The organism is Algoriphagus namhaensis, assembly GCF_042649705.1.
GTDB classification, from domain to species: domain Bacteria; phylum Bacteroidota; class Bacteroidia; order Cytophagales; family Cyclobacteriaceae; genus Algoriphagus; species Algoriphagus namhaensis.
Genome location: NZ_JBHRZS010000007.1, coordinates 392,448 through 413,825, shown reverse-complemented (window position 1 = coordinate 413,825; position 21,378 = coordinate 392,448). Strand labels below are relative to the sequence as shown.

Annotated in this window: 22 protein-coding genes; 13 read left to right on the top strand and 9 right to left on the bottom strand. The window is 42.2% G+C overall.

Features of this window, described 5'->3' with window-relative positions; genetic code table 11:
- Positions 1 to 115 precede the first annotated feature (115 nt).
- The 3 genes from ACFOSV_RS10075 to ACFOSV_RS10065 all read left to right on the top strand — a co-directional run bounded on the left by ACFOSV_RS10075 (position 116) and on the right by ACFOSV_RS10065 (position 2,157).
- The gene (locus tag ACFOSV_RS10075) at positions 116 to 652 is read left to right on the top strand and encodes a GNAT family N-acetyltransferase (RefSeq protein ID WP_377905884.1); all 537 of its coding nucleotides are present in this window, start codon (positions 116 to 118) and stop codon (positions 650 to 652) included.
- Between the two features lie 52 nt (positions 653 to 704).
- Positions 705 to 1,517, top strand: coding sequence for a creatininase family protein (locus ACFOSV_RS10070; protein WP_377905883.1), 813 nt, complete (start codon positions 705 to 707; stop codon positions 1,515 to 1,517).
- A gap of 73 nt (positions 1,518 to 1,590) precedes the next feature.
- Complete coding sequence (locus tag ACFOSV_RS10065; protein WP_377905882.1) at positions 1,591 to 2,157, top strand: pentapeptide repeat-containing protein; 567 nt, start codon at positions 1,591 to 1,593, stop codon at positions 2,155 to 2,157.
- Between the two features lie 2 nt (positions 2,158 to 2,159).
- Here the strand turns inward: ACFOSV_RS10065 and ACFOSV_RS10060 are convergent, their stop codons facing one another.
- Both ACFOSV_RS10060 and ACFOSV_RS10055 read right to left on the bottom strand, forming a co-directional pair.
- A complete protein-coding gene (locus ACFOSV_RS10060) occupies positions 2,160 to 3,188 on the bottom strand; it encodes a hypothetical protein (protein WP_377905881.1) in 1,029 nt (342 codons plus the stop codon).
- Positions 3,189 to 3,219: 31 nt separating this feature from the next.
- Positions 3,220 to 3,987: a hypothetical protein gene (locus tag ACFOSV_RS10055; protein WP_377905880.1), complete on the bottom strand. Its 768-nt coding sequence runs from the start codon at positions 3,985 to 3,987 to the stop codon at positions 3,220 to 3,222.
- Positions 3,988 to 4,181: 194 nt separating this feature from the next.
- On the opposite strand from ACFOSV_RS10055, the gene ACFOSV_RS10050 reads away from it, so the two are divergent.
- Positions 4,182 to 5,141, top strand: coding sequence for a DUF1295 domain-containing protein (locus ACFOSV_RS10050; RefSeq protein ID WP_377905879.1), 960 nt, complete (start codon positions 4,182 to 4,184; stop codon positions 5,139 to 5,141).
- Here the strand turns inward: ACFOSV_RS10050 and ACFOSV_RS10045 are convergent.
- Genes ACFOSV_RS10045 through ACFOSV_RS10035 form a run of 3 tightly spaced genes read right to left on the bottom strand, consistent with a single transcriptional unit; the run spans position 5,138 to position 7,472 of the window.
- Positions 5,138 to 5,827 (bottom strand): 3-keto-disaccharide hydrolase, encoded by a 690-nt coding sequence (locus tag ACFOSV_RS10045; RefSeq protein ID WP_377905878.1) that lies wholly within the window; start codon positions 5,825 to 5,827, stop codon positions 5,138 to 5,140. The two genes, ACFOSV_RS10050 and ACFOSV_RS10045, sit on opposite strands and share 4 nt — an antisense overlap.
- A gap of 12 nt (positions 5,828 to 5,839) precedes the next feature.
- On the bottom strand, positions 5,840 to 6,229 hold the full coding sequence (locus ACFOSV_RS10040) for a group III truncated hemoglobin (protein WP_377905877.1): 390 nt from the start codon (positions 6,227 to 6,229) through the stop codon (positions 5,840 to 5,842).
- A gap of 1 nt (position 6,230) precedes the next feature.
- Entirely contained in the window at positions 6,231 to 7,472 is a 1,242-nt protein-coding gene (locus ACFOSV_RS10035; RefSeq protein ID WP_377905876.1) for an alkaline phosphatase family protein, read from the bottom strand.
- A 79-nt stretch (positions 7,473 to 7,551) separates the two neighbouring features.
- On the opposite strand from ACFOSV_RS10035, the gene ACFOSV_RS10030 reads away from it, so the two are divergent.
- From ACFOSV_RS10030 to ACFOSV_RS09990, 9 genes are all read left to right on the top strand, one after another.
- Entirely contained in the window at positions 7,552 to 8,889 is a 1,338-nt protein-coding gene (locus tag ACFOSV_RS10030; protein ID WP_377905875.1) for a glucoamylase family protein, read from the top strand.
- Between the two features lie 63 nt (positions 8,890 to 8,952).
- Positions 8,953 to 9,771 carry a M23 family metallopeptidase gene (locus ACFOSV_RS10025; RefSeq protein ID WP_377905874.1) on the top strand — a complete coding sequence of 273 codons (819 nt, stop codon included), beginning with the start codon at positions 8,953 to 8,955 and terminating at the stop codon, positions 9,769 to 9,771.
- A 145-nt stretch (positions 9,772 to 9,916) separates the two neighbouring features.
- Positions 9,917 to 10,699, top strand: a complete 783-nt coding sequence (locus ACFOSV_RS10020; protein WP_377905873.1) for an SDR family NAD(P)-dependent oxidoreductase — start codon at positions 9,917 to 9,919, stop codon at positions 10,697 to 10,699.
- Positions 10,696 to 11,583, top strand: coding sequence for an ROK family protein (locus tag ACFOSV_RS10015; RefSeq protein ID WP_377905872.1), 888 nt, complete (start codon positions 10,696 to 10,698; stop codon positions 11,581 to 11,583). The genes ACFOSV_RS10020 and ACFOSV_RS10015 overlap by 4 nt, the downstream gene beginning before the upstream one ends.
- Positions 11,584 to 11,600: 17 nt before the next feature.
- Positions 11,601 to 12,413 carry a sugar isomerase domain-containing protein gene (locus ACFOSV_RS10010; RefSeq protein WP_377905871.1) on the top strand — a complete coding sequence of 271 codons (813 nt, stop codon included), beginning with the start codon at positions 11,601 to 11,603 and terminating at the stop codon, positions 12,411 to 12,413.
- Between the two features lie 71 nt (positions 12,414 to 12,484).
- Complete coding sequence (locus ACFOSV_RS10005) at positions 12,485 to 13,675, top strand: Gfo/Idh/MocA family protein (RefSeq protein ID WP_377905870.1); 1,191 nt, start codon at positions 12,485 to 12,487, stop codon at positions 13,673 to 13,675.
- A gap of 149 nt (positions 13,676 to 13,824) precedes the next feature.
- A complete protein-coding gene (locus tag ACFOSV_RS10000; protein ID WP_377905869.1) occupies positions 13,825 to 14,850 on the top strand; it encodes a methionine synthase in 1,026 nt (341 codons plus the stop codon).
- 158 nt (positions 14,851 to 15,008) lie between these two features.
- Positions 15,009 to 15,767 (top strand): deoxyribose-phosphate aldolase, encoded by a 759-nt coding sequence (gene deoC, locus ACFOSV_RS09995; RefSeq protein ID WP_377905868.1) that lies wholly within the window; start codon positions 15,009 to 15,011, stop codon positions 15,765 to 15,767.
- Between the two features lies 1 nt (position 15,768).
- Positions 15,769 to 16,605 carry an MBL fold metallo-hydrolase gene (locus ACFOSV_RS09990; protein WP_377905867.1) on the top strand — a complete coding sequence of 279 codons (837 nt, stop codon included), beginning with the start codon at positions 15,769 to 15,771 and terminating at the stop codon, positions 16,603 to 16,605.
- 127 nt (positions 16,606 to 16,732) lie between these two features.
- Here the strand turns inward: ACFOSV_RS09990 and ACFOSV_RS09985 are convergent, their stop codons facing one another.
- The 4 genes from ACFOSV_RS09985 to ACFOSV_RS09970 are packed head-to-tail and all read right to left on the bottom strand — an operon-like array spanning position 16,733 to position 21,364.
- A complete protein-coding gene (locus tag ACFOSV_RS09985) occupies positions 16,733 to 19,117 on the bottom strand; it encodes a tetratricopeptide repeat protein (RefSeq protein WP_377905866.1) in 2,385 nt (794 codons plus the stop codon).
- Complete coding sequence (locus ACFOSV_RS09980) at positions 19,114 to 19,644, bottom strand: GNAT family N-acetyltransferase (protein WP_377905865.1); 531 nt, start codon at positions 19,642 to 19,644, stop codon at positions 19,114 to 19,116. Before ACFOSV_RS09980 ends, ACFOSV_RS09985 begins: the two co-directional genes overlap by 4 nt.
- Positions 19,631 to 20,281, bottom strand: coding sequence for a hypothetical protein (locus ACFOSV_RS09975; protein WP_377905864.1), 651 nt, complete (start codon positions 20,279 to 20,281; stop codon positions 19,631 to 19,633). The genes ACFOSV_RS09980 and ACFOSV_RS09975 overlap by 14 nt, the downstream gene beginning before the upstream one ends.
- Complete coding sequence (locus ACFOSV_RS09970; protein ID WP_377905863.1) at positions 20,282 to 21,364, bottom strand: sulfatase-like hydrolase/transferase; 1,083 nt, start codon at positions 21,362 to 21,364, stop codon at positions 20,282 to 20,284. It abuts the gene before it with no gap.
- Positions 21,365 to 21,378 lie beyond the last annotated feature (14 nt).

Here is a 21,378-nt window from a genome sequence, read left to right as displayed (position 1 = left end):
AAAAATTCCAGAGTAAGGGGAGATTTGGAAAAGGTATGAATTCCCCATTCTATTTCAAATGACATTTTTTTGTTAATAGATTAAAGAATCAGTTTATTGAACCAAACCAAAAGCAATGTCCATTTCCTACCTCTTCACATCTCCCAGACTTGGTTTTCGCCTTTGGCAAGAATCAGATCTACCTCAATTCGCAGAAATGAATGCTGATGAGGAAACCATGCGCTTTTTTGATAAACCACTCTCCCAAGAAGAGTCCAAAGCTATGATGGATCGAATGAATCAAACTTATGCCGATCGAGGCTTCTGCTATTTTGCGGTGGATTTGTTGGAAACCGGTGAATTCATAGGCATGATTGGCTTGGGCTGGAAGACCTTTGATGCAGATTTCACTCCCTGTGTAGACATCGGTTGGAGATTGGACAAGCGGTTTTGGAATCGAGGCTATGCATCCGAAGGTGCCGAACGCTGTCTGGAATTTGGAGAATCCATTGGGGTCAAAACCATTTATTCCTTAGCTACAGCTTCTAACCTTGCCTCCATCCGAGTCATGCAAAAGATAGGTTTAAGCTATCTCAAAGACTTTGATCTCCCAGATCTGGTACGAAGCGAGGAATTAAATCCTTGCGCGCTTTACTATATCAAATTCGCCTAAGTTGCTGTCATTTCTTACCTTTCCACTAGTAGTGCCATTCTAACCCTTTTTTATGAAAGTGATCCAAACATTTCTTTTACTATTTTCCCTAAATTCCTTCTGCTTTGCACAACAAAATCCCTCCACACGGGAAATGGATCGAATCAATTGGATGGAGTTTGCGGAGTTTGTACCTGAAAAAATCAATACCGTGCTTCTCCCTACTGGCACATTAGAACCACACGGAGTGGCTAATAACGGAGCAGACAATACCACCCCTACAGCCATGGCTCTGGAGCTTGCAGATGAACTCAATGCACTGATAGCTCCTACGCTGAATTATGGAATCACTGGCTCTATGGCAAATTATCCTGGAGCTTTTCAAATCACCGAAGAAGCTTACCGACCCTTTATCCGAGATATACTGAAAGGACTGAGTCGAAACGGCTTCAAAAACATTATTATCCTCAACGGGCACGGAGGAGGACAAACGGCCGTTTTGCAAGAGGTGGCGGGCGAAGTCGCAAATGAGTTGGGAGTCCGAACTTTGGTGATCAATTGGTGGTCCTATGCCTCAGATGTCACAATGGAGGTCTTTGGCGAAGATGGAGGTCATGCCGGACTGAATGAAACCGCGTACATCCAAGCCATAGATCCAAGTTTGGTACATCCAGAAAAATACACAGAAGATATGACCACAGCTTATCCCCAAAATAAAAGCTGGTCAGCCGTCCCCTTTCCTTCAAGTATTGGATTGTATCAGGCAGGACAGGGCTTTCCCAATTTTGACGAAGCTCAAGCCAAAGAATATTTTGAAAAAGTCAATACAAAAGTTTTAGCCTTAATTCAAGATACGATTCGTAAGTGGGATTTAGCTGGGTTGTAGATTTATGAATTACGAAATACGATTTACGAGATACTGAAAATCTCGACCACTTTTCTAAGAACTTATCACTTTAATGTCTTACCATTCCAACCAAAGCTTTAAAAACAAAGACTTTTCTAAAGAGCCCTTAGAAAAAAGTGAGTATGAGTCATGCCAGTTTACCCAATGCAATTTTTCAGGTTTAGATCTCAGTGGGTTCCGCTTTGAACATTGCTCTTTTGTGAGCTGTGACTTAAGCAATATCAAGGTTTTCAAAACAGGTTTTCAGCAAGTTTCCTTCAAAGACTGTAAGATGCTGGGCATTCACTTTCACACCTGCAATCCCTTTTTATTGGAATTCAACTTCGATACTTGTCAACTTGATTATTGTAGTTTTTTCAATTTGAGCATCAAAGGAACCAAGATGGAAAATTGTAGAATTCGAGAAGCGAGCTTCACCCAAGCTGATCTGAGTCAGGGAAGTTTCCAGGGATCAGACTTGACTGGGGCTATATTTGATCGCACCGTTTTAGAAAAAACCGATTTTAGAAACGCTCAAAACTTCGATATTGATCCAGAAATAAACCGAATACGCGGAGCTAATTTTGAATTGAGTAATCTTTCTGGGTTACTTAGCAAATACAGATTACGTCTGACTTGAACCTAATAGCTCCTACAATTTCCTAAAATCTCATTTTCGAATCTTGCATCAGACTCCAATACTCGGAAGAAATCTTTTAGGTAAGACGTAGCCAATTTCTTATCCCCATCATCCATATAGACTTGATCTTGGACCAACTGCATAATAGGTTCTTGTTTTGCCAAAAATTCTCGCCTTACGGTTTGCATCAGCTCAGGATCTCTACAAAACCCTCGATATAGTCGGTCCGTGATTTTTTCTATATCTACTAGATTACTCACCTGACCATAAGGTGGATTCACCAAGCCACACATATCAAAATCGTAAGCTAAAGGCACGAATACATCCCCTTCCAATCGAAGATTTTTCTGGTTGTGACCAAATAAACTGGACCAATCAGTATTCCCAATCATGTATTGGAACATATCATGACGCACAGAGGCGGAGTCCTCCATAAAACTGGGGCCTATTTTCTTTTCATCATAGATCGTCCCACCAAATCGCTCTGCCACCAGATCATCATCCTCAATGATAAAACCGATCAGCTCCTGCACTTCAGGCTTTCTGTCGTCCTCATTAATGTAGCTGATTTTTAATAGTCGTGTTGGAAAGTAATATGGGGTTACTTGTTCGTAGAGCTTATAGGCCAGATATTCTTTACCCACAAAGTCGCCTGCATTTTTCACTTTGGTACATGGGAAGACCACCTTCAGGCCTTTCTGACCTTTGAATGGGGTTCCCTTTTTATTACCCTTTTTCACTTTCAATCGAATCGGAGGGTAGAAGCAATTATTCAATCGGAAATTTCCACGGGTTCGAATCTCTATTTCGAGAGAATCCCAAGTCCCATCTTCAGTTTTATAGGACATAAAAGAATCCATATAGACCGAATCGTTTGTTTGCTTTCTCAAGTCCTTGATGGAAAATTTCATCTGAATTTCGAGAGGCACCTCTGTGGAAAACAATTCGGGCATTTCTTGGGCAGAAACTTGGAGCTGAAAAAACAAGGCTCCTAAAAAAACGGCGAAAATCGAAGAAAAGTACTTTTTCATAATTATAAAATTTAAAGATTCAATCAACTGATCACTTGATACTTACAAGGTTTTCCTCTTTGATCTCAAATTCATCAAGCAAAATATCATCAAGACCCTGCTGATCAAATGGATTTTCGAGTTGTTCCTGAACATTGAAAAGCGAAATCAAGATAAACGTAGAAAACATGGCTAGGAAGTACAGAACCCAATGATCAAAGTCTGCATTTCCCGAGTTCATCCTAAAATACAAAGATGGGATGTAAATAATGGGATATAAGTAAATAAAAACCAAACAGTAAGCGCGAATACTTGTCGGAGTATGATGCTCTTTGATGCCTGCCGTAGCTTCCAGCCCCATGTAAACGTCCCGCATAAATCCATGTATTTTTAATGATGGACTCATTTTAAAAATCTCCCTTCTCAGGTCTATAAAATTGGTGATTTTAGTCGCTGCGGCTCGCACCTTCTCCATAGGCAAGGGCTCAGGCCCAAGATACAACACAAGCATTTTGGACAATTCAAGGATATAGCTTCGAATTTCCTTTCTGTCTGCTAAAGTGATTTTGGTGTTAGCCTGAATACTCGCATCCGTTGTAATCAAACCGGTTCTGAATCGAGACAGAAACTCTAAGGCCTTTTCTCTCCTTTTAAAGGCACTTCGAATCGTAAAGACCAAAGGGAAAATAATAGCAATACTGATCATCGTCAGATCAAAATTGTACTCAAATTCAAAGGTAATCGTGATAAAAGCGGCAACTGAGGTGATCGCTAAAGCAATAAAAGTACGTTTGTTGATGATCGATAGATATTTCTCCATTTTTAATTTTAAAAAATTGCGAGTAACAATAAAAACTTTGGTTCAGACTTTCTTTGAAAAAGACGAAGAAAGATACTTAATTATTCCCAAGTTCTATAGACAAAAATCCTATCCTTCGAAAAGGAAGGAATTAAATTTTGTCTTTTCTAAATTTAACTTCTTTTCTATTTAACCCATTTTGACTCCGAAAGAGAATGAAAATCCTTCAAACCGCCATTATCTTAATTTTCACTTTACTGGTAGTCCCAGTTTTCACCTATCTTTTTGGAACACCCTTAAGCCCCGAAGTATGGGAGGCCCTCAAGGTACTGATCTGGATTTGCGGATTTGCCATCGCATACTGCTTCATCGTGGGAGAGCTTACCGGTAATAATAGCCAAGTCGACAAGTATTGGAGTATTCTGCCGATTATTTATGCTTGGGTAATGGCTTTTTATGGGGACTTTACCCCAAGAATGATTTTGATGGCACTTTTGGTAACTGCTTGGGGCACAAGACTTACGTATAACTTTGCCCGAAAGGGAGCCTATCGCTGGAAGTTTTGGGAAGGAGAAGAGGATTATCGATGGGAGATCTTACGTAAAAAACCAGAATTTCAGCCCAAATGGAAATGGACGCTTTTTAATCTGTTTTTCATTTCGGGCTATCAGAATGTTTTGATTTTGCTTTTCACTTTGCCGATGCTCGTCAGTTTTCAGTTTGATGATCAAACTCTTGGCTGGACCGACTTATTGGTTTCCTTGGGCTTCCTTGGGTTTTTGATTATCGAAACCATCTCCGATGAACAGCACTGGAAGTATCAGTCTGAAAAGTGGAAACTCATACGTGAAGGAAAACTATTGCATGGGGATTTTGCGAAAGGCTTTCTGGACAAGGGACTTTGGGCCATTTCCAGACACCCAAACTATCTAGGCGAACAAGGAATTTGGGTTTGCTTTTACTTTTTCTCGGTGATTACCTCTGGACAAATTCTCAATTGGTCTGTTGTAGGTTGTCTTCTTTTGCTGATACTTTTTCAAGGCAGCTCAAATTTCAGCGAGGAAATCTCAGCTTCGAAATATCCAGAATATGCAAATTACCAGAAAAAAGTACCTCGATTTATTCCTGGCACCGGACCAGCTTCGCCTGAAGAAAGCCCCGCTCCGACGACTTAAGGAAGCTGAATTTTTCTCAGTTGAATGTTTTTGAATTCTACCTCCGCTCCTTCCGCCTGCAATGCAATTTGGCCCCGTAAGGCTGTGGCATTGAACCCTTGATTAACCAATTCATTATTGATCCAAACCGTAACCTCTCGTCCTTCACACCGCACCCGAACGTGATTCCATTCACCGAGTGGATTTTCGGAATCATCGGTTAGGTTTAGAATTCTTCTTTCCTTGCCTTCGACTACACCCCAATTTTCTTTTGGGCCCCTTCGGGCTTCCATGTTTTCCACTTCTATATTTTCCTGAATGCACCAGAAATCCCCTGCATTTGCATGCATCAGCTGGACTTCGATTGATTTAGGAAACATCTTATACAAAGCTCGGGGCTCAGAAGCATGGACCAGAATCCCACAATTGCCAGGTTCTCCTGCAAACCTATAGTCCAATTCAAGTTCATAATTTTCAAAGCTACTTTCGGTGATAAGATGGCCTTGCGGTGTGCCTAAACTTACCAATAAACCTTCCCGAACAATAAATGGGATTCGCAATGAACTATCGACCTCCAGGTCAGGAACGTCCATATACCAGCCACTCAGATCTGAACCATTGAAGAGCGAGATGTCACCTTGTGCCAATCCGGAATACACAGGATTAAAAAGGCATATTAGAATTAGAATTCTTAGTATAGAGTACATAGAGATTTAGTTTTAGCGAGCTTCCCAAATTCGCATAAAAAGCATATGAGCCATCCTGCGAGCATGCTCCTTTGCAAAGTCGGCAACTTCACCCTCAAAATACCGATCAATGGTTGCAAACCAAAGCTCCAGCCAATTCCCAAAGTGGACTTGGTCTATGCTGTGATCCACCTTAGCATCTACTTCTCGATGAACTTTCGTAGGGTTAAATTTTGCCTCACCAGGGCCAGATTTGAGCAAAATCATTTCCCAGAAATCCGACAGATGCACTAGGTGATGATCCCAATCCTGAACAACCCTATTAAAAATAGGCCCTAGCGTGGGATGAACTCGAATTGCTTTATAAAATCGGCGAACCAAGAAATCAACCTCTTTCCTACTTTTTATCGTAGCTCTGTCCATTTTAATCTTTGAGAAGTGGCTCTAAAACTTCGATTTTGCCATCAATATCTGCGGGAACAGGCAATCCCAAAATCTCACAAATCAGTGGAAAAACATGGATATTATCAAAGGAATCGATCTCTACACCTGATTTCAACTGCGGACCTTGAGCATAAAAAATACCGTGCATTTCTTCATACTCCTTACTAAATCCATGAGTTCCTCTTATAGCGGTCCCATCTATCTGCATCCGACGTGCGATTACTTCACGATATTCCTCATTTTCCATAAAATAATATCCCAAATCTGCTAAGACGACCACATCTCCAATGCGGTCACCATGTTTTGAGACATCACCATAATAATCTCCTTCAGCAGGATCAAATACCCGGAAACCCTTTGCCTTTTTATCAACACTTCGGATTACAGCTTCTTTTTGGGAAGGATCTTCTAAATAAATATGCGCCAATGCACCGTTATTCACCACTCGCCCTTTTACTCCTTCGGTGATTTGGTCAAGAGGTAAATAGCTATCCACCGTCACATCTGCCATCCCGTGATCGGAGACGATAATAATATTAACATCTTGATCCAGACTCTTCACTCCCTCAAACAAAGCCCCAAGAACCCGATCAAGTTCTTCCAGCTTATCAGATATTTTCTGATCATTGGATGCACCGAAAGCATGCCCCTCATCGTCCATATCCGAAAAATACAAGGTAATCATCCGAGGACGGAGGGAATCAGGCATTTGAAGCCATTTGAAAACTTCAGAAACCCGAGTGAGGTTATTTATCCTTCCATCGTAATCATAATAATAACTTGGTCGGACGCCTTGCACATCTGCTTCAGAACCAACAAAGAAATAACTCGCAGCCTTTATTCCATTTTGTTCCGCAAGTACCCAAAGGGGTGTACCTCCATACCAAGTGCCATCCACTACCGCCTCCCTGTTTCTGATAGCATAGGTTTGATCTTTAGTAGGATCATAGAAAGAATTATCGACGATTCCATGATGCTCAGGTCTAAGGCCAGTAGCGATCGTGTAATGATTGGGAAAAGTTTTGGTAGGAAAAGACGGGATCAAAGATTTCGCCGCCACTCCATTCTGAATAAACTTAGTGAGATTTTCAGGTTGGAATTTTTCAACATAATCGTACCTAAACCCGTCTAAAGAAATTAGAATTACAGCTGGCTCAGAATTCTGCTGTGCAAAGCCCTGGACAGATATCAATAGTGATAGAAAAAACAGTTTTAACCTCATGTTTTTTTTCTAAAAGTACTAGTCCCTCACTCGAATTCAAATCAATTATTTACCTTAAGCATAAAACTCGATTAGTATAATGCTCAATTCAGCCTACCTCTTTCTGCTTTCCGTGATTTTACTTTCCTGCCAATCTGCCGGAAATCCCATTCAAGATCAAACTCCAAGGCCAATTCTGAGCGATGAACAGCTTTTAGATACGGTTGCTTACGCCACTTTTCAGTATTTCTGGGATGGGGCTGAGCCCAATTCGGGAATGGCGCCCGAGCGAATCCACATTGATGGAATCTATCCAGCAAACGATCAGCATATCGTCACCACAGGAGGAACCGGCATGGGGATGATCGGTATTCTGGGGGCCATTGAGCGAGGTTGGATCACACGAGATCAGGCAAGGAATCGATTTGAAAGAATGGTCAGCTTTTTGGAAAAGGCTGATCGATGGCATGGAATCTGGCCACATTGGCTAGATGGCAAAACCGGGAAAGTAAAGCCGTTTTCACCCAAAGATGATGGTGCCGATTTGGTAGAATCAGCCTTCTTAATCCAAGGCCTGCTTACGGTTAGAGAGTATTTCAAAGATGGGTCAGCCGAAGAAAAAGAACTGGCAAATAGAATAGATCTCCTTTGGAGAGAAATGGACTGGAATTTTCACACTCAAGGTGGCCAAAATGTACTTTATTGGCACTGGTCACCAAATTTTGATTGGGAAATGAACTTTGCTCTTGAGGGGTACAATGAAGCCCTGATCGTATACATTTTGGCGGCAGCCTCCCCTACTCATCCCATTGATCCCGCTGCCTACCATGAAGGATGGGCGCGTAGTGGTGGAATCAAGGCTACTGGAGTTTCACCTTTTGGATTTCCCTTGCAGCTCAAACATAACGGTGCTGAGGAATATGGAGGACCACTTTTTTGGGCCCATTACTCCTATTTGAGCCTCAATCCCAAAAACCTAAAGGATCAATATGCCGACTACTGGCAGGAGAATCGAAATCACACCCTTATCAATCGTGCTTGGTGCATTAATAACTCGGGCAATTTCGAAGGGTATGGAGAAGATCTGTGGGGCTTGACGGCATCTTACTCCATCAATTTCTACGATGCCCATCGACCTGGAAATGACACAGGTGTGATTTCACCCACGGCCGCTGTATCTTCGATCGTTTATACTCCTGAGGAGAGCATGAAAGTGATTAGAAATCTCTATGAAAATTATGGAGAAAAAGTGTTTGGTAAATATGGCTTTTACGACGCCATGAGCCCTCATCATGATTTTTTTCCCCAGAGATACTTGGCCATCGATCAGGGACCTATGGTGACCATGATAGAAAATCACCGAAGTGGATTAGGTTGGAATCTATTTATGGCTGCACCCGAAGTTCAAGTGGGATTGGATAGACTGGGTTTCTACTAGTCCATACCAGCTGAGGAGATTTAGCGTTAAATTCTTTGTACTCTGAATCAAACCCATTTGTCCTTGAATTATAGATTGCCTTTTCTACTTCTCAGCATTCTTTTTTCCAGCTTTTCTACTTTCGCACAAAAGGAAAAAGATGAGCCACAAGGTTTTGAAGATGATCTAGTAATCCGGTGGGTTGATCAAGGAGATACGGCATTTCTGGTAGCTGTGAATCAACTTTACGCACCATTAGAAGTGATTTTAGATGTCAAAAATCAAGATGAAAAGTCCTTTTTGATTGAACCTCTGGATAGCGCGGTATTGATGTCTCATCCTAAAATCATTATTGGTAAGAAATCAGGAAGCATACAAATAAATTATCGGATTGATTATCACATGGGACATCCTGATCTCACAAAAGTGGATTTGGATTACCCTTACCGATTTCCATTTGAAAAAGGAAAAGCTGTCTCTGTCAGTCAAGGGTGGAGAGGCAAAGCAACTCACAATACTTCTGAATCCCTCTTTGCCATAGATTTTCAGATGGATGAAGGAGAAAAAGTATTTGCTGCCCGTGAAGGCACAGTAGTAAAAGTGATCGATTGGTTTACGAAACGTGGGGGACCGAAATATGGGGCTTCAGGGAATGAAATTATCATACTCCATGAAGACGGAACATTTGCTTCCTACCTTCATTTGCAATACCAAGGCTCTGTGGTCCTTGAGGGCGATTTTGTGAATAAGGGCCAACATATTGGTTTTTCGGGGCAGACAGGCTACGCAACTGGACCGCACTTGCATTTTTTTGTTACAAAAGAAAGAGGTATAGCTATCCCATATTATTTCGAAGGCTATCCAAAGCAAGAGCTAGAGGAAGGGAAAGCCTATCAGCATTAACTCTAATCCTCTGGCATCTTCAACTGATACTTTTTGAAATACCACTTCGGTAATCCCTTGATGAACTTGATGAGAAATTTTATTCCATTAAATTAGAAAGTGATCCATTTATGAGGTCACTGCTTTCTTTTCTTCATCATCTCAAATGAAACTTAAAAACAAAACCTTAGTAATCATCGGCGGCACATCGGGTATTGGACTTTCTGCTGCCAAGGCCTTGGCACAAGAAGGAGCTCAATTGGTCTTAGTAGGTTTGGATGAAGATAGCTGTGAACAAGCCACTTCGACGCTGCCAGACACCATTGTACTTTGCGCAGATGCGCGAAGAGAGGACACAGCAAAATCAGCCATTCGAGCTTGTATTGAAAAGTTTGGGGATTTTCATGGGATCTATCATGTGGCTGGGGGAAGTGGGAGAAAGTTTGGTGATGGTCCGCTCCATGAGCTGACTTTAGATGGCTGGAATGAAACACTTCATCTCAACCTCACCTCTCTTATGCTTTCAAATCAAGCTGCCATTCAGGCATTTCAAGAACTTGGGTATGGAGGATCAATTTTGAATTTGGGTTCGATTTTATCCTTTTCGCCATCACCGAAGTACTTTGTTACCCACGCTTATGCTGCAGCAAAAGCCGCTGTGGAAGGTCTGACTGTAAGTACCGCAGCCTATTATGCCAGCCAAAATATCCGCATCAATGTTTTGGCGCCAGCCCTAGTCGAAAGCCCTATGTCCCAGCGGGCAATGACAAATCCAGAAATCTTGAAATTCTCGGCATCTAAAATGCCTTTGGATGGAGGAAGGGTCGGAAAGCCTTCCGATCTGGACCAAGCAGCCGTATTTTTTCTTTCCGATGATTCTAAATTTACAACGGGTCAGATCCTGCATATCGATGGAGGCTGGCACCTGACCGAGGGACAATATTCATGAAAAAAGCAATAGGCATTGACCTTGGCGGTACCAATATCAAGGGAGTAATCATCGATGAAACGGGAAAAATTCTCCATCAAGTTCGTCAACCGACTCAAGGAGAGACTGATGGAGTATGGCAAAAAAATATCAAGCAGGTTCACGAACAATTACAAGGCTTTGTAAAGGACACTCCGCTCAAAGTTGGTCTTTCCGCTCCCGGATTGGCCAATGCAAGCAATTCACAGATTAGCTTCCTCCCAAACAAACTACCTGGATTGGAGGGATTTGACTGGAGTAAATACCTCGAAGTAGAAACCAAAGTTTTGAATGATGCGCATGCCGCCTTGATGGCAGAATCAGCTTTTGGTGTAATGAAAGGAATGAAAAATGCCCTTCTAGTTACTTTAGGAACTGGCGTTGGCGGAGGTATTCTCCTTGACGGAAAACTCTACCAAGGAAGGGCTCAGATGGCAGGCCATATCGGACATACCGCTATCCAATCTGGTGGAGATGACCTGAGTATTTTGGGGATGCCAGGGAGTTTGGAGTATGCACTAGGCAACTATTCTATCTCCAAACGGAGTCATGGCACTTTCAAAAGTACCTATGAGCTACTAGATGCCTATAAAATCGGAGATACCTTTGCCACATGGATGTGGCTGGATATGATGCGTACCTTGGCTCTTGGTATTTGTTCCTTGACCAATATTTTCTCTCCCGAAGCCATCGTATTAGCTGGTGGACTCACCCACGCAAATGATGCCCTTTTTGTACCATTAGGCGAGTTTATCGATAAGTTTGAATTTCGCCCAGAGGGCAAAAAAACTGAAATTCTTAAGGCTCAATTCTCGGATTTCTCAGGAGCCATAGGCGCTGCTGGATTTGCACTTTTGGAGGCCTAAACCTAAAACCACACTTTATGAGTTATACACAAACCTACCTAGATCGATGCCAAGAGCTTTTGGACGGAGTTCGCCAACAGGAAAAAACTATTCAACAAGTGGCAGAGCACTTTGCTAAATCCATTTTGGCGGGCAGAATGGTCCATGTTTTTGGTTCTGGTCACAGCCGAATTATGGTTGAGGAAATGTGGCCTCGGTATGGTTCTTTTCCTGGCTTCAATCCCATTGTGGAGCTTTCATTGACTTTTCATAACCTGGTCGTAGGTGCCAACGGACAGCGGCAAGCCATGTTTCTAGAAAACGTACCAAATTTTGCCTCACAAATCCTAAGAAATTTCGATCTATCAGAAAATGATTCAGCCTTAGTCATTTCTTCCTCAGGCTGTAATATCGTGCCCATTGAAATGGCTGAAATATTCCAGTCCAAGGGCATCAAAACGGTTGGCTTAATCTCTAAAAAACACTCAGAAGCCTCCACTTCTAAAAAATCGGACGGAAAAAAATTACAAGACTTTTGTGATTTTGTCCTAGACTCTGGCGCTCCGATTGGTGATGCGATGGTGCAGATAGATGGATTGGAAACACCTGTGGCTCCTGGATCTACCGTGGGATCTTGTATGCTGATCAACAGCATCAAAGCTGAAGTGGCAAGTCTATTGACTCAGGCTGGATACCCACCAAAAGTTTTGACTGCAGGAGCCGTGGTCGGAGCTGAAAAGGCGGCTTCACTTTTTCAAGCGGCTTATGACGAACACGGCCACCGAATCGCCAAAATGTATGCGGAAAATGGTGTTCCCTCCTACGTTTCTGATCCAAATTCCGCAAAATGAATTTCAATTGAACTTCATCTTTTAGCATAAGAAAGATATATTCAATGACTTGAACCCAAAAAATTAAACCTATGGCAAACTTATGCATCCTCGGCGGAGGGTTTATCGGAAGGTTTTATGCTGAATCACTTGTAGGCAGACGATCCAAGGACAAGGTCAAAGTAGTCTACTCTAGATCTGAGACCACTGTGGACCGCTTCGCAAAAGATTATCAGGTACCAGCAGCCTTCACAGACATGGAAGCCGCAGTTTCGCATCAAGATGCGGAGATTGTGATTATCGCACTTCCAAACTATCTCCATGAAGAAGCAGTGATGCTTTGTGTAAAACACAAAAAGTCTGTACTCTGCACCAAGCCTTTGGGTCGAACGGCGGAAGAAGCTTTGCGCATGCTGGAAGCCGTGGAGAAAGCAGGAATTTTTGGAGGATATCTCGAAGATCTTTGCTACACCCCAAAATTTCAAAAATCATTAAAATCTGTTCAGGATGGAGCGATTGGCCGCGTGCTGTGGGCGAAATCTAGGGAAACTCACCCGGGTCCGCATGCAGACTGGTTTTGGGATTTGGAGGCTGCGGGGGGTGGAGCCATTGTAGATTTGGGCTGTCACTGTATTGAGATTTCCAGGAATTTCATTGGCAAAGACATCCGACCTCTTGAGGTCATGTGCTGGGCAGATACGCAGGTAAAGCCGATCGATGCAGAAGATCATGCGATAGGATTGGTGAAATATGAAAATGGCGCGATCGGGCAATTTGAAGTCAGTTGGACTTTCCGAGGTGGAATGGACCTGCGAGACGAAGTCATGGGTACAGAGGGCACGATTTGGGTGAATTCCTGGCTGCGTACGGGCTTTGAAATATTCACCTCCGGCGAAGGCAAAGGCTATGTAGCTGAAAAAGCGGAAGTGGATAAAGGCTGGCAGTTCCCAGTGGGCGATGAAGCTCATGAATTGGGCTATCCCAATATGTTTATCGACATGTTTGATGCGATTGAAAAAGGCACTCAGCCTCAAGAAACTTTCTACGATGGCTATGTGGTCAATGCTGTAATCGATGCCGCATATAAATCTGCAAAAACCAAGCTTTGGGAACCGGTAGACTTGAAGGTTTGGCGTGGGAAAACAGGTGTTACTAAACCTTCCGTCTTTCAGGAATATGATGCAGACCACTGGCTAATCAAAACCGAAAAACTCCCGAATGGCGACCAAGTGACCATCGTCAGACATAAAGAAAGCGGAAAAGTGAAAGAGATAGTGGGGTGAGAGGTGGCAGGTGCTGGATGCCCGGTGCTCCGTGTTATCCCGCTTCACCAGTAGGTGGACTTTTGAACTTCATCTTTACGACTGCTTCTGCAAAAGCAGCACAGTATTAAAAAATTTCAGACTTCAGATTTTAAACTTCAAAATTCAAAATGCAACCCAACCCAATTCGCACCACTGTCATCGGCTCCTATCCTTTCCCAGGATGGCTAGAGTTTGGTTCCAAAAATCTCAATCAATTTGGCAAAGCAGACATAGAAGAGATGATCGATGATGCGGTAAGTATTGCTATCAAAGATCAAGTAGATGCCGGATTAGATGTGATCACCGACGGAGAACAAACTCGACTGGATTTCAATCTTTCCTTTTATGGGTTTCTCAAAGGCCTTCAAGCCAATCATGACGAAACCCGAAAATTTGGCCCTCCCGCACACGATCAGCGAGGAAAGCACTCCATCATCGAGCCACTTTCCGCACCAAATGGCCTCGGCGCAGTGGAAGAATTTAAGCGATTGGCAAGACTTGCTCCAGCTGGTCCAACGTTGAAAGCCTCCATCCCAGGCCCATACACGCTAGCCGGCAGAATGATCCCAGACGGCAAAATCTATAAAGATAGATTTGATATTGCTGAGGCAATTTTGCCTTTGGTACATGAAGAAATAGCAAATCTAGTACAGGCAGGTTGCACCGAAATCACAGTGGATGAACCTTCGATGTCATGCTATGCCTACAAGGAGGACACCAAGCGATTTGTAGATATTTTCAACAGGACTGTAGCTGCTGCTGTGGGTAAGGCAAGACTTTCCACTCACCTTTGCTTTGGGAACTTCAAAGGAAGGCCAGTGGGATATAGAAAATTGCACCCCATGCTTCCTGATTTTCTAGACTTTAATGTGGACGAAATCCATGTAGAAATGGCCAATCGCGAGTTTGATGAAATTGAGCTTTTGGCTGCTTTCGCAGAAAAAATGGACGTGGCCGTGGGAATAATTGATGTGAAAAACTACTACATCGAAACGGTTGAGGATGTAAAAGAGCGCATTAAAGCTTGTCTGAAGTATGTTCCTGCCGAAAAACTAGCAGTGGCTCCTGATTGCGGACTTAGTCAAACTGCCCGCTGGGCGGCCAAACGCAAACTTGCGGCAATGTGCCAAGGAGCGAAGGAGATGAGGAGGTAGGAAGTTGGATGTTGGATGTTGGATGTTGGAAGAAAAAAATTCAGGTGCTTGAATTCCAGAATTCTAAATCCCAAAGTAAATAGCAAGGAATTAGACTTTCAAATGAGCTTTAACCACTTAATTTTAAATTATTAATTTTCAAATTTTAAATTTTTCCCATGAACTTTACCTTAAAAGAAGTCGCAAAAATGATCGACCATTCTTTGCTTCATCCGACTATGACAGATCGGGAATTGGAAGAGGGGTGTAGGCTTGCCTTGGAGTACAATGTGGCGGCTGTTTGTGTGAAACCTTACTTCGTAAAAGAAACCGCCAAAATTCTCAAGGGCTCAACGGTCAAAGTTTGCTCAGTGATTGGTTTTCCTCATGGAAATAACACCACCAAGCTGAAGGTTCTAGAAACTCGGCAGGCCTGCAAGGATGGAGCCACGGAAATCGACATGGTAGTCAACTGTGGAAAAGTACTTGGCGAAGACTGGAAGTATGTGCGAAAGGAAATCAAAGCCGTCAATAAAGAATGCGAAAAAAAGGGAGCAATCCTGAAAGTGATCTTCGAAAATGACTTTCTCCCTGAGGACAAATTCAAAATCAAGCTTTGCAAAATATGTAGTAAAATCGGTGTAGCCTTTGTAAAAACAAGTACAGGATATGGCTTTGTCAAAGGTCCGGATGGTAAATACGGCTATCAAGGCGCCACCGAACATGACCTCAACCTCATGCGGAAATACAGTGGACCAAAAGTGCAGATCAAAGCAGCCGGAGGTGTGCGTACGCTAGACGGATTACTCAAAGTCCGTGAAATGGGTTGCACTCGCCTGGGTGCATCGGCCACCGTAGCTATTTTGGAAGAGGCTAAAACACGATTAGGACTGAGTTCAGGGCAAAAACAATCCAAAGAAGATCCATCTGGCTATTGATATGATTCAACCCATCAAAAAAGACGACGAGCTACTGGCAGAAATTAAGGCAACGGCTGAAGAAGTCGAAGGTTTACGAATTTGGTGGCTAGGGCAAAGCGGATTCTTGATTCAATGGCGTGGCGTTCATCTCCTGCTAGACCCTTACCTTTCCGGCAGCCTTACCAAAAAATACGCGCAGACGGATAAACCTCATGTGCGCATGAGTGAGTTGGTGATTTCGCCGGAGAAGCTCGATTTCATCGATTTGGTGACCTCCTCACACAATCATACCGATCATTTGGATGCAGAAACTTTAAAGCCAATTTTGAAAGCAAATCCAAAGATTCGATTCGTGATTCCAGAGGCGAATCGAGATTTCGTAGTCGAAAGACTAGGTTGCGATCCAAACTTCCCAATTGGACTGACTGATCGGCAAAGCTACTTCCTAAATGAAGCCACCGCTATAAATGCGATTCCTTCGGCTCACAATGAATTGGACAAAAACGAAGATGGATTTCATAAATATCTTGGCTATGTGATTCAGATTGGCCCTTATTCCATTTATCATTCAGGAGACACCCTTTGGTATGAGGGTTTGGAAAAAAGAGTAGCTAGCTTCAAACCAGATGTATTGCTCCTGCCCATCAATGGTAATAAACCTGAACGAAAAGTGGCTGGAAACATGAGTGCATCCGAGGCCGCGGCTTTTGGAAAAGAAGTAGGCGGCATGGTGATCCCACATCATTATCACATGTTTGAATTTAACACCGAGGATCCTGAGAATTTTAGAAAAGCTGCCACTAAAGAAGGAATCTCCCACGAAGTACTGGAGATTGGTGGCAAACTGAAAATATAACCACAGTTCTATCTAAAAAAGAATCATTCTTTTAGCTTAGACCCTTATCATAAGCCTTAGTTTTCTCAACTCTGAAAAAGCCCATCAAAGGACTATTGTGAAATCCATCTTTTCTTGAAATGGAAAGTTATTGGGTAACAGTCGAAGGCTGTAATAAGCTCAAGTAATATTTCGCCTGCTCTTGGTTCCCTAGGTTTTTATTCAAAAGATATAAGTTCTTCACAGCTAAGACTGTGGGTTTAATTTCCAATGCCTTTTCGAAAGACTCAACGGCATCGGCTTCCTTTCCAGCCACTATTTGACTTGAACCTAAGTTTACCCAAGCCGAATAAAGATCACCAATTCCTGCATCAATTGATTCCTTGAAATATCTAGCAGCTTCATTATAATCCTTATCGTGAAAAAATGATATAACCCCTAGATTCATACAAATCACCGGTTCGATCGGATTTAAATCATATGCCTTCAGCAAGTAGTTTTTTGATTGAATGGTATCCCCTGTTTCAATCAGGGATTCGCCATAGGCACCATAAAACTTTGGATATTTTTCTGATCCACCATATTCCTCAAATCGATCTAGTATAGAGGCATAAAGGACGACAGATTCTTGATAATTCTCTTTTTTGAAAGCAAGGTTTGCCAATTTCAAATCCTTAATGAAACGGACCTCATCCATATCTATGTCCTCGTCCTCAGGAAAGTAAGTCTTTGCGGTTTTCTCGTCACCTTCTTGGAAATACAAAAAGCCTAATGCCCGTTTTACTTCCCTATCATCACTGTATTCTAAAGCTTTCTTGAAAGCTGCAATGGCTCTCAAATTTTCATTTTCCCTATCATAGAGCGTCCCAAGAGCCTTATATAGACCGAAATAATCAGGATTAGGCGCCTTTAAGCCTTTAATAAACCATTCCTCGGCTCGAGGAACATTCTTTCGTGCTAATTCCACATATCCTAGCTTGATAAATGCGAAGGATGAATTAGGGTTTTCTATCGTACTTCTTTCTAATATTGAAATAGCCTTTGTAGAATCACCCAGCCCCAGATATGATTCGGCTAATGATCCTAAAAATTGGGACACACCCACCTTTCCAGCAATAATCTCATAGCCTTTGTCCAATTCCTTCACCGCCTCAGCAAAATACATTTTAGCAGAATCAGGATAAGACCTGAGCACATTGCTTCCTCTTTGACGAAGTTCATCGCCATAAAACATATGCGTTCGCCAACTTTTTGGCGATGTTTTCACTCCTGAGGCTGAAAGCGTTAGATTACTTTCCCATACCTTGGCTCGATCCACTGTTTTCCATGAAAATGCGAGGACAATCGGAAGTAAAACGACCCCTATAAATAGTGGCTTTTTAAAAGTCGAAAATCTATCACTGAGTTTGAAAAGTCCATAGCAAATTAGAAAACAAAATGCGAGTGAAGGAATGAACTGAAACCTTTCACCCAAATTAGAACCGATAATTAAGGCTCTGCTTAAATTGGCAAAAATGGAAAAAGTAGCGATGTAAAATATAATTCCAAAACTGAATAAATTACGCGTTTTGAAACCTTTATAAGCCACAAATAGTAACCCTCCGAAGAACAAAACACTAAACCAAACCAGCGGATTTGCAAAACTCTGAACGGTGAACTGGCTAAAGGAATAATCCCAAGAAAGCGGGTGTGGAAAGAATAACAGCTTGATGTACTGTATGTAAATGTAGAAGTTGGTTGCTAGCAATTCCCCAGGAGTAGTCCCATAAAGGATGCTATTGATCATCGAATTGTAAATGGTGATAGCTTCGTCAAGAACTACCGCGCGGATCCCCATGTAAGTCACTACAGGAATCAAAAAAGGAGCTACTGAAAAAATCGAATCTTTCAGACTTTTCTGAAAAAAGAAATAGCTGATTGCAGCTACTAGAGCCATTAATGGAATGGATTCTTCTTTTGAAATCAAGGACAAAAAAAAGAAAACAGCAACAATAATTTGCTGAAAAACCTTCGGTTTGGGACCACTATTCACCCAAATGAGAATAGCTGAAAAAGCAAAAAGCGAACATAACAAGGTGTCCCTACTTTTTACCGATGCCACCACTTCAGAATGGATAGGATGTACCGCATAAAGCAACAAAATCATTAGTGCGAGCCAAATGGGAAGGTTTCTGATTTGCACCAGCCGAACTAACAGCCAGCCTATCACCATCAAGACCAATGCATAAAGAACAATATTTACGCGATGCCCAATAGGGGCCGAAAAACCACCTGCCAGCTCATTTTCGAGGCCAAATGTCAGCAAAGTAAGTGGTCGGTAAATACTGGAATTTACAGGATTGATTTGGATAAAATTCATAGAGCCATACTCAAAAAGCTCCTGCCAATTATCCAAGCCCTCCTTGGTGACTCGATTGAAATGGGAATAAATCCCATCGTCACCACTATACCCAAAATCATGGGTATGAACATAAAGCATAGATCCAAAAATCGCGATAAGGACCACCCAAAAGTTTGCCTTAATGTTTCTCATAAAGTCTTTTTCATCAAAAGGTCTGTTTGTATTTCATCCCCAAAGGGAAAGGGATGAGTTCCAAATTTAGAAAAACCATTTTTTTCATAAAATCGGATGGCACGAGGATTATGCTCCCAGACTCCGAGCCAAACGTATCTCTTTTGATTTTGCTTTGCAAAGTCTATGGCCCAATCCAATAATATCTTTCCAACACCCAAACCCAAATAATGCTCCAAAACATATAACCTCGCAATCTCTAAGCTTTCCGGATCATGGATATCAGTTTGAGCTGGTGTCAAATTCACCTTCACATATCCGACAATTTCATCATCAAGCTCTGCCAGCATAAATAAAGAGGCCTTTTCGTCCAATTCTTTCGATAATTGACCTATGGAAAAAGCAGTAGCTAAATAGGATTTTACATTTTCAGGCTTGTTATTTTCTGTAAATGCCTGTAAAAAAGCGAGCCTAGCTAATTCCAAAAGAGAATCTAAATTTTCTTTATGAGCCTTCTTTAGTCTGATTCCTGTCTTATCGATTGGCACGGTTCAATTTCTTTAAAGCCACCTCTATTTGAGAAAGGGGGAAATCACCAAAAATCGCTCGATACTCCCCACTGGGATGGAGCACTACAAAGCTTTTGCAAGGGTAAGGATAGCTGAAAAACTCTGCTTCAAAAACCCCATCAGGGTCAGCCTGCCAATTCATAAACTCCTCGTATGCCAACAACCCCCCGTAATTTTTATAAACATAGATTGGCGCAACAGCATTGTGCTTCTCGGCCCACTTATCTAGACTTTTAGCTGCTTTTTTCATGGCATTTGCATCAAAGTCACCGCTATTGGAATTGCATTCATCTGGACCTGGATAATAAACCACGATCAGATTTTTGCTTTGGGAAAAAGCTTCCTGATTACCCGTTTTTTCGTAAAAAATTTCCGGGTTTTCTACTTTGCCCACAGGCATTCGGTATACCAAAACCATCTCTCCTTCCTGATCACCCGGTACTCCAAAATAGGGCCCTGTCAAAATTTGCTCTTCAAATTGAGTTTTAGTGATTCTTCCTCCCAGTTCATTTCTGTATGAGTTCTGGGCCAATACTCCAAAAGCCGAAAAGGTGAGAAAAACCAAAAGTAATGTCTCACGGGAAAATAGACGCTGATTCAAAATATACTGTAGCACTTAATTTATCATTTCCTTTATTTCTGGCGCAGCACTTTCGTCTGGATACTCCAATCCTAAAAGTGTAAAAATTGTGCGAGCCAGCATCGCAGATTGCCATTGCCCTTTCTTTTTCATCTCTCCTTGGGCTTGGGTATCAGGGCCTATTACAGCCATCCAAATCTGACCAGCCTCAGGAATTCTAGCCCCGTGACCCGTCCAGCTAGATGCGTCAACACCCCGACCATGGTCTGTGGTGATAATCATCGTAGTTTTATCTGCATATTTTGCATCCCTTTGAATATATTCCCAGAGTTCCTGAATATACTGATCGGTCTGCCTAGCTGCTAAAATATACTGCTCATAATTCCCTCCATGAGCCCAGTCATCCGTTTCGCCATAGGCAATATACACGATGCTCGGCTTTTCATCTTTGATAGTCTCAAGTGCAAAGTGATGGGTAAATGGGTCCAATCTTACCTCGCCCCAAGGACCGCGGATTTCAGATTGAAGTCTAGCTATTAGTTTTTCGGTTTCAGAAGGATTAGTTGCTGTCGTAAAGCCTGCATTGACAGGAATTCCACTTCTTTCGGCATTGATGATGTAGGGAAAAACATCCCAAGAGCCAAATGCACGAACTTTTCCTTTATATTCATCTCTTTGATTAAGGTATTCCAGAAAGGTGACATTGGGGTTATTGATCTTGTCATTACTCGTGATTCGCTCGTCATCAGCAAATCCAGAAAGAACTTCATTATACCCAGGATACGAAAACCAAAGCTTATTGGCATTGTCTACGAGGTTACCATAGGCTCGATTCCCATAGATTTGGCCCTCTTTTTTAAATACGTTCCATAAGAAGGGCATGAGCTTTTCTCTCCTCCCTGCCTTGTCTTTTGCCCAAAACAGATTGGTCAATTCTGAAGGGTCTGCCAGAACCGTGGTATCATTTAAGAGCAGCGGATCGATACCTGCAAAAACTTCTTGCCAACGCATCCCATCCAAAGTGATGAGAAAAATATTTTCTGTTTTATGACTCTGCGCTTGAGACGTCACAATTATTCCCAAAAGAAATAAGCAGAACAGTGGGTATTTATTTTTCATCCACCATAAAGTAA

Excerpts from the sequence above, each read along its gene's own strand:
- ACFOSV_RS09985 (WP_377905866.1), bottom strand. The coding sequence starts at position 19,117 with ATGAGAAACATTAAGGCAAACTTTTGGGTGGTCCTTATCGCGATTTTT.
- ACFOSV_RS10060 (WP_377905881.1), bottom strand. The coding sequence starts at position 3,188 with ATGAAAAAGTACTTTTCTTCGATTTTCGCCGTTTTTTTAGGAGCCTTG.
- ACFOSV_RS10055 (WP_377905880.1), bottom strand. The coding sequence starts at position 3,987 with ATGGAGAAATATCTATCGATCATCAACAAACGTACTTTTATTGCTTTA.
- ACFOSV_RS10075 (WP_377905884.1), top strand. The coding sequence starts at position 116 with ATGTCCATTTCCTACCTCTTCACATCTCCCAGACTTGGTTTTCGCCTT.
- ACFOSV_RS10045 (WP_377905878.1), bottom strand. The coding sequence starts at position 5,827 with ATGTACTCTATACTAAGAATTCTAATTCTAATATGCCTTTTTAATCCT.
- ACFOSV_RS10000 (WP_377905869.1), top strand. The coding sequence starts at position 13,825 with ATGCAACCCAACCCAATTCGCACCACTGTCATCGGCTCCTATCCTTTC.
- ACFOSV_RS10005 (WP_377905870.1), top strand. The coding sequence starts at position 12,485 with ATGGCAAACTTATGCATCCTCGGCGGAGGGTTTATCGGAAGGTTTTAT.
- ACFOSV_RS10015 (WP_377905872.1), top strand. The coding sequence starts at position 10,696 with ATGAAAAAAGCAATAGGCATTGACCTTGGCGGTACCAATATCAAGGGA.
- ACFOSV_RS10040 (WP_377905877.1), bottom strand. The coding sequence starts at position 6,229 with ATGGACAGAGCTACGATAAAAAGTAGGAAAGAGGTTGATTTCTTGGTT.
- ACFOSV_RS10065 (WP_377905882.1), top strand. The coding sequence starts at position 1,591 with ATGTCTTACCATTCCAACCAAAGCTTTAAAAACAAAGACTTTTCTAAA.
- ACFOSV_RS10030 (WP_377905875.1), top strand. The coding sequence starts at position 7,552 with ATGCTCAATTCAGCCTACCTCTTTCTGCTTTCCGTGATTTTACTTTCC.
- ACFOSV_RS10035 (WP_377905876.1), bottom strand. The coding sequence starts at position 7,472 with ATGAGGTTAAAACTGTTTTTTCTATCACTATTGATATCTGTCCAGGGC.
- deoC (WP_377905868.1), top strand. The coding sequence starts at position 15,009 with ATGAACTTTACCTTAAAAGAAGTCGCAAAAATGATCGACCATTCTTTG.
- ACFOSV_RS10050 (WP_377905879.1), top strand. The coding sequence starts at position 4,182 with ATGAAAATCCTTCAAACCGCCATTATCTTAATTTTCACTTTACTGGTA.
- ACFOSV_RS10070 (WP_377905883.1), top strand. The coding sequence starts at position 705 with ATGAAAGTGATCCAAACATTTCTTTTACTATTTTCCCTAAATTCCTTC.
- ACFOSV_RS10020 (WP_377905873.1), top strand. The coding sequence starts at position 9,917 with ATGAAACTTAAAAACAAAACCTTAGTAATCATCGGCGGCACATCGGGT.
- ACFOSV_RS09990 (WP_377905867.1), top strand. The coding sequence starts at position 15,769 with ATGATTCAACCCATCAAAAAAGACGACGAGCTACTGGCAGAAATTAAG.
- ACFOSV_RS10010 (WP_377905871.1), top strand. The coding sequence starts at position 11,601 with ATGAGTTATACACAAACCTACCTAGATCGATGCCAAGAGCTTTTGGAC.
- ACFOSV_RS09970 (WP_377905863.1), bottom strand. The coding sequence starts at position 21,364 with ATGAAAAATAAATACCCACTGTTCTGCTTATTTCTTTTGGGAATAATT.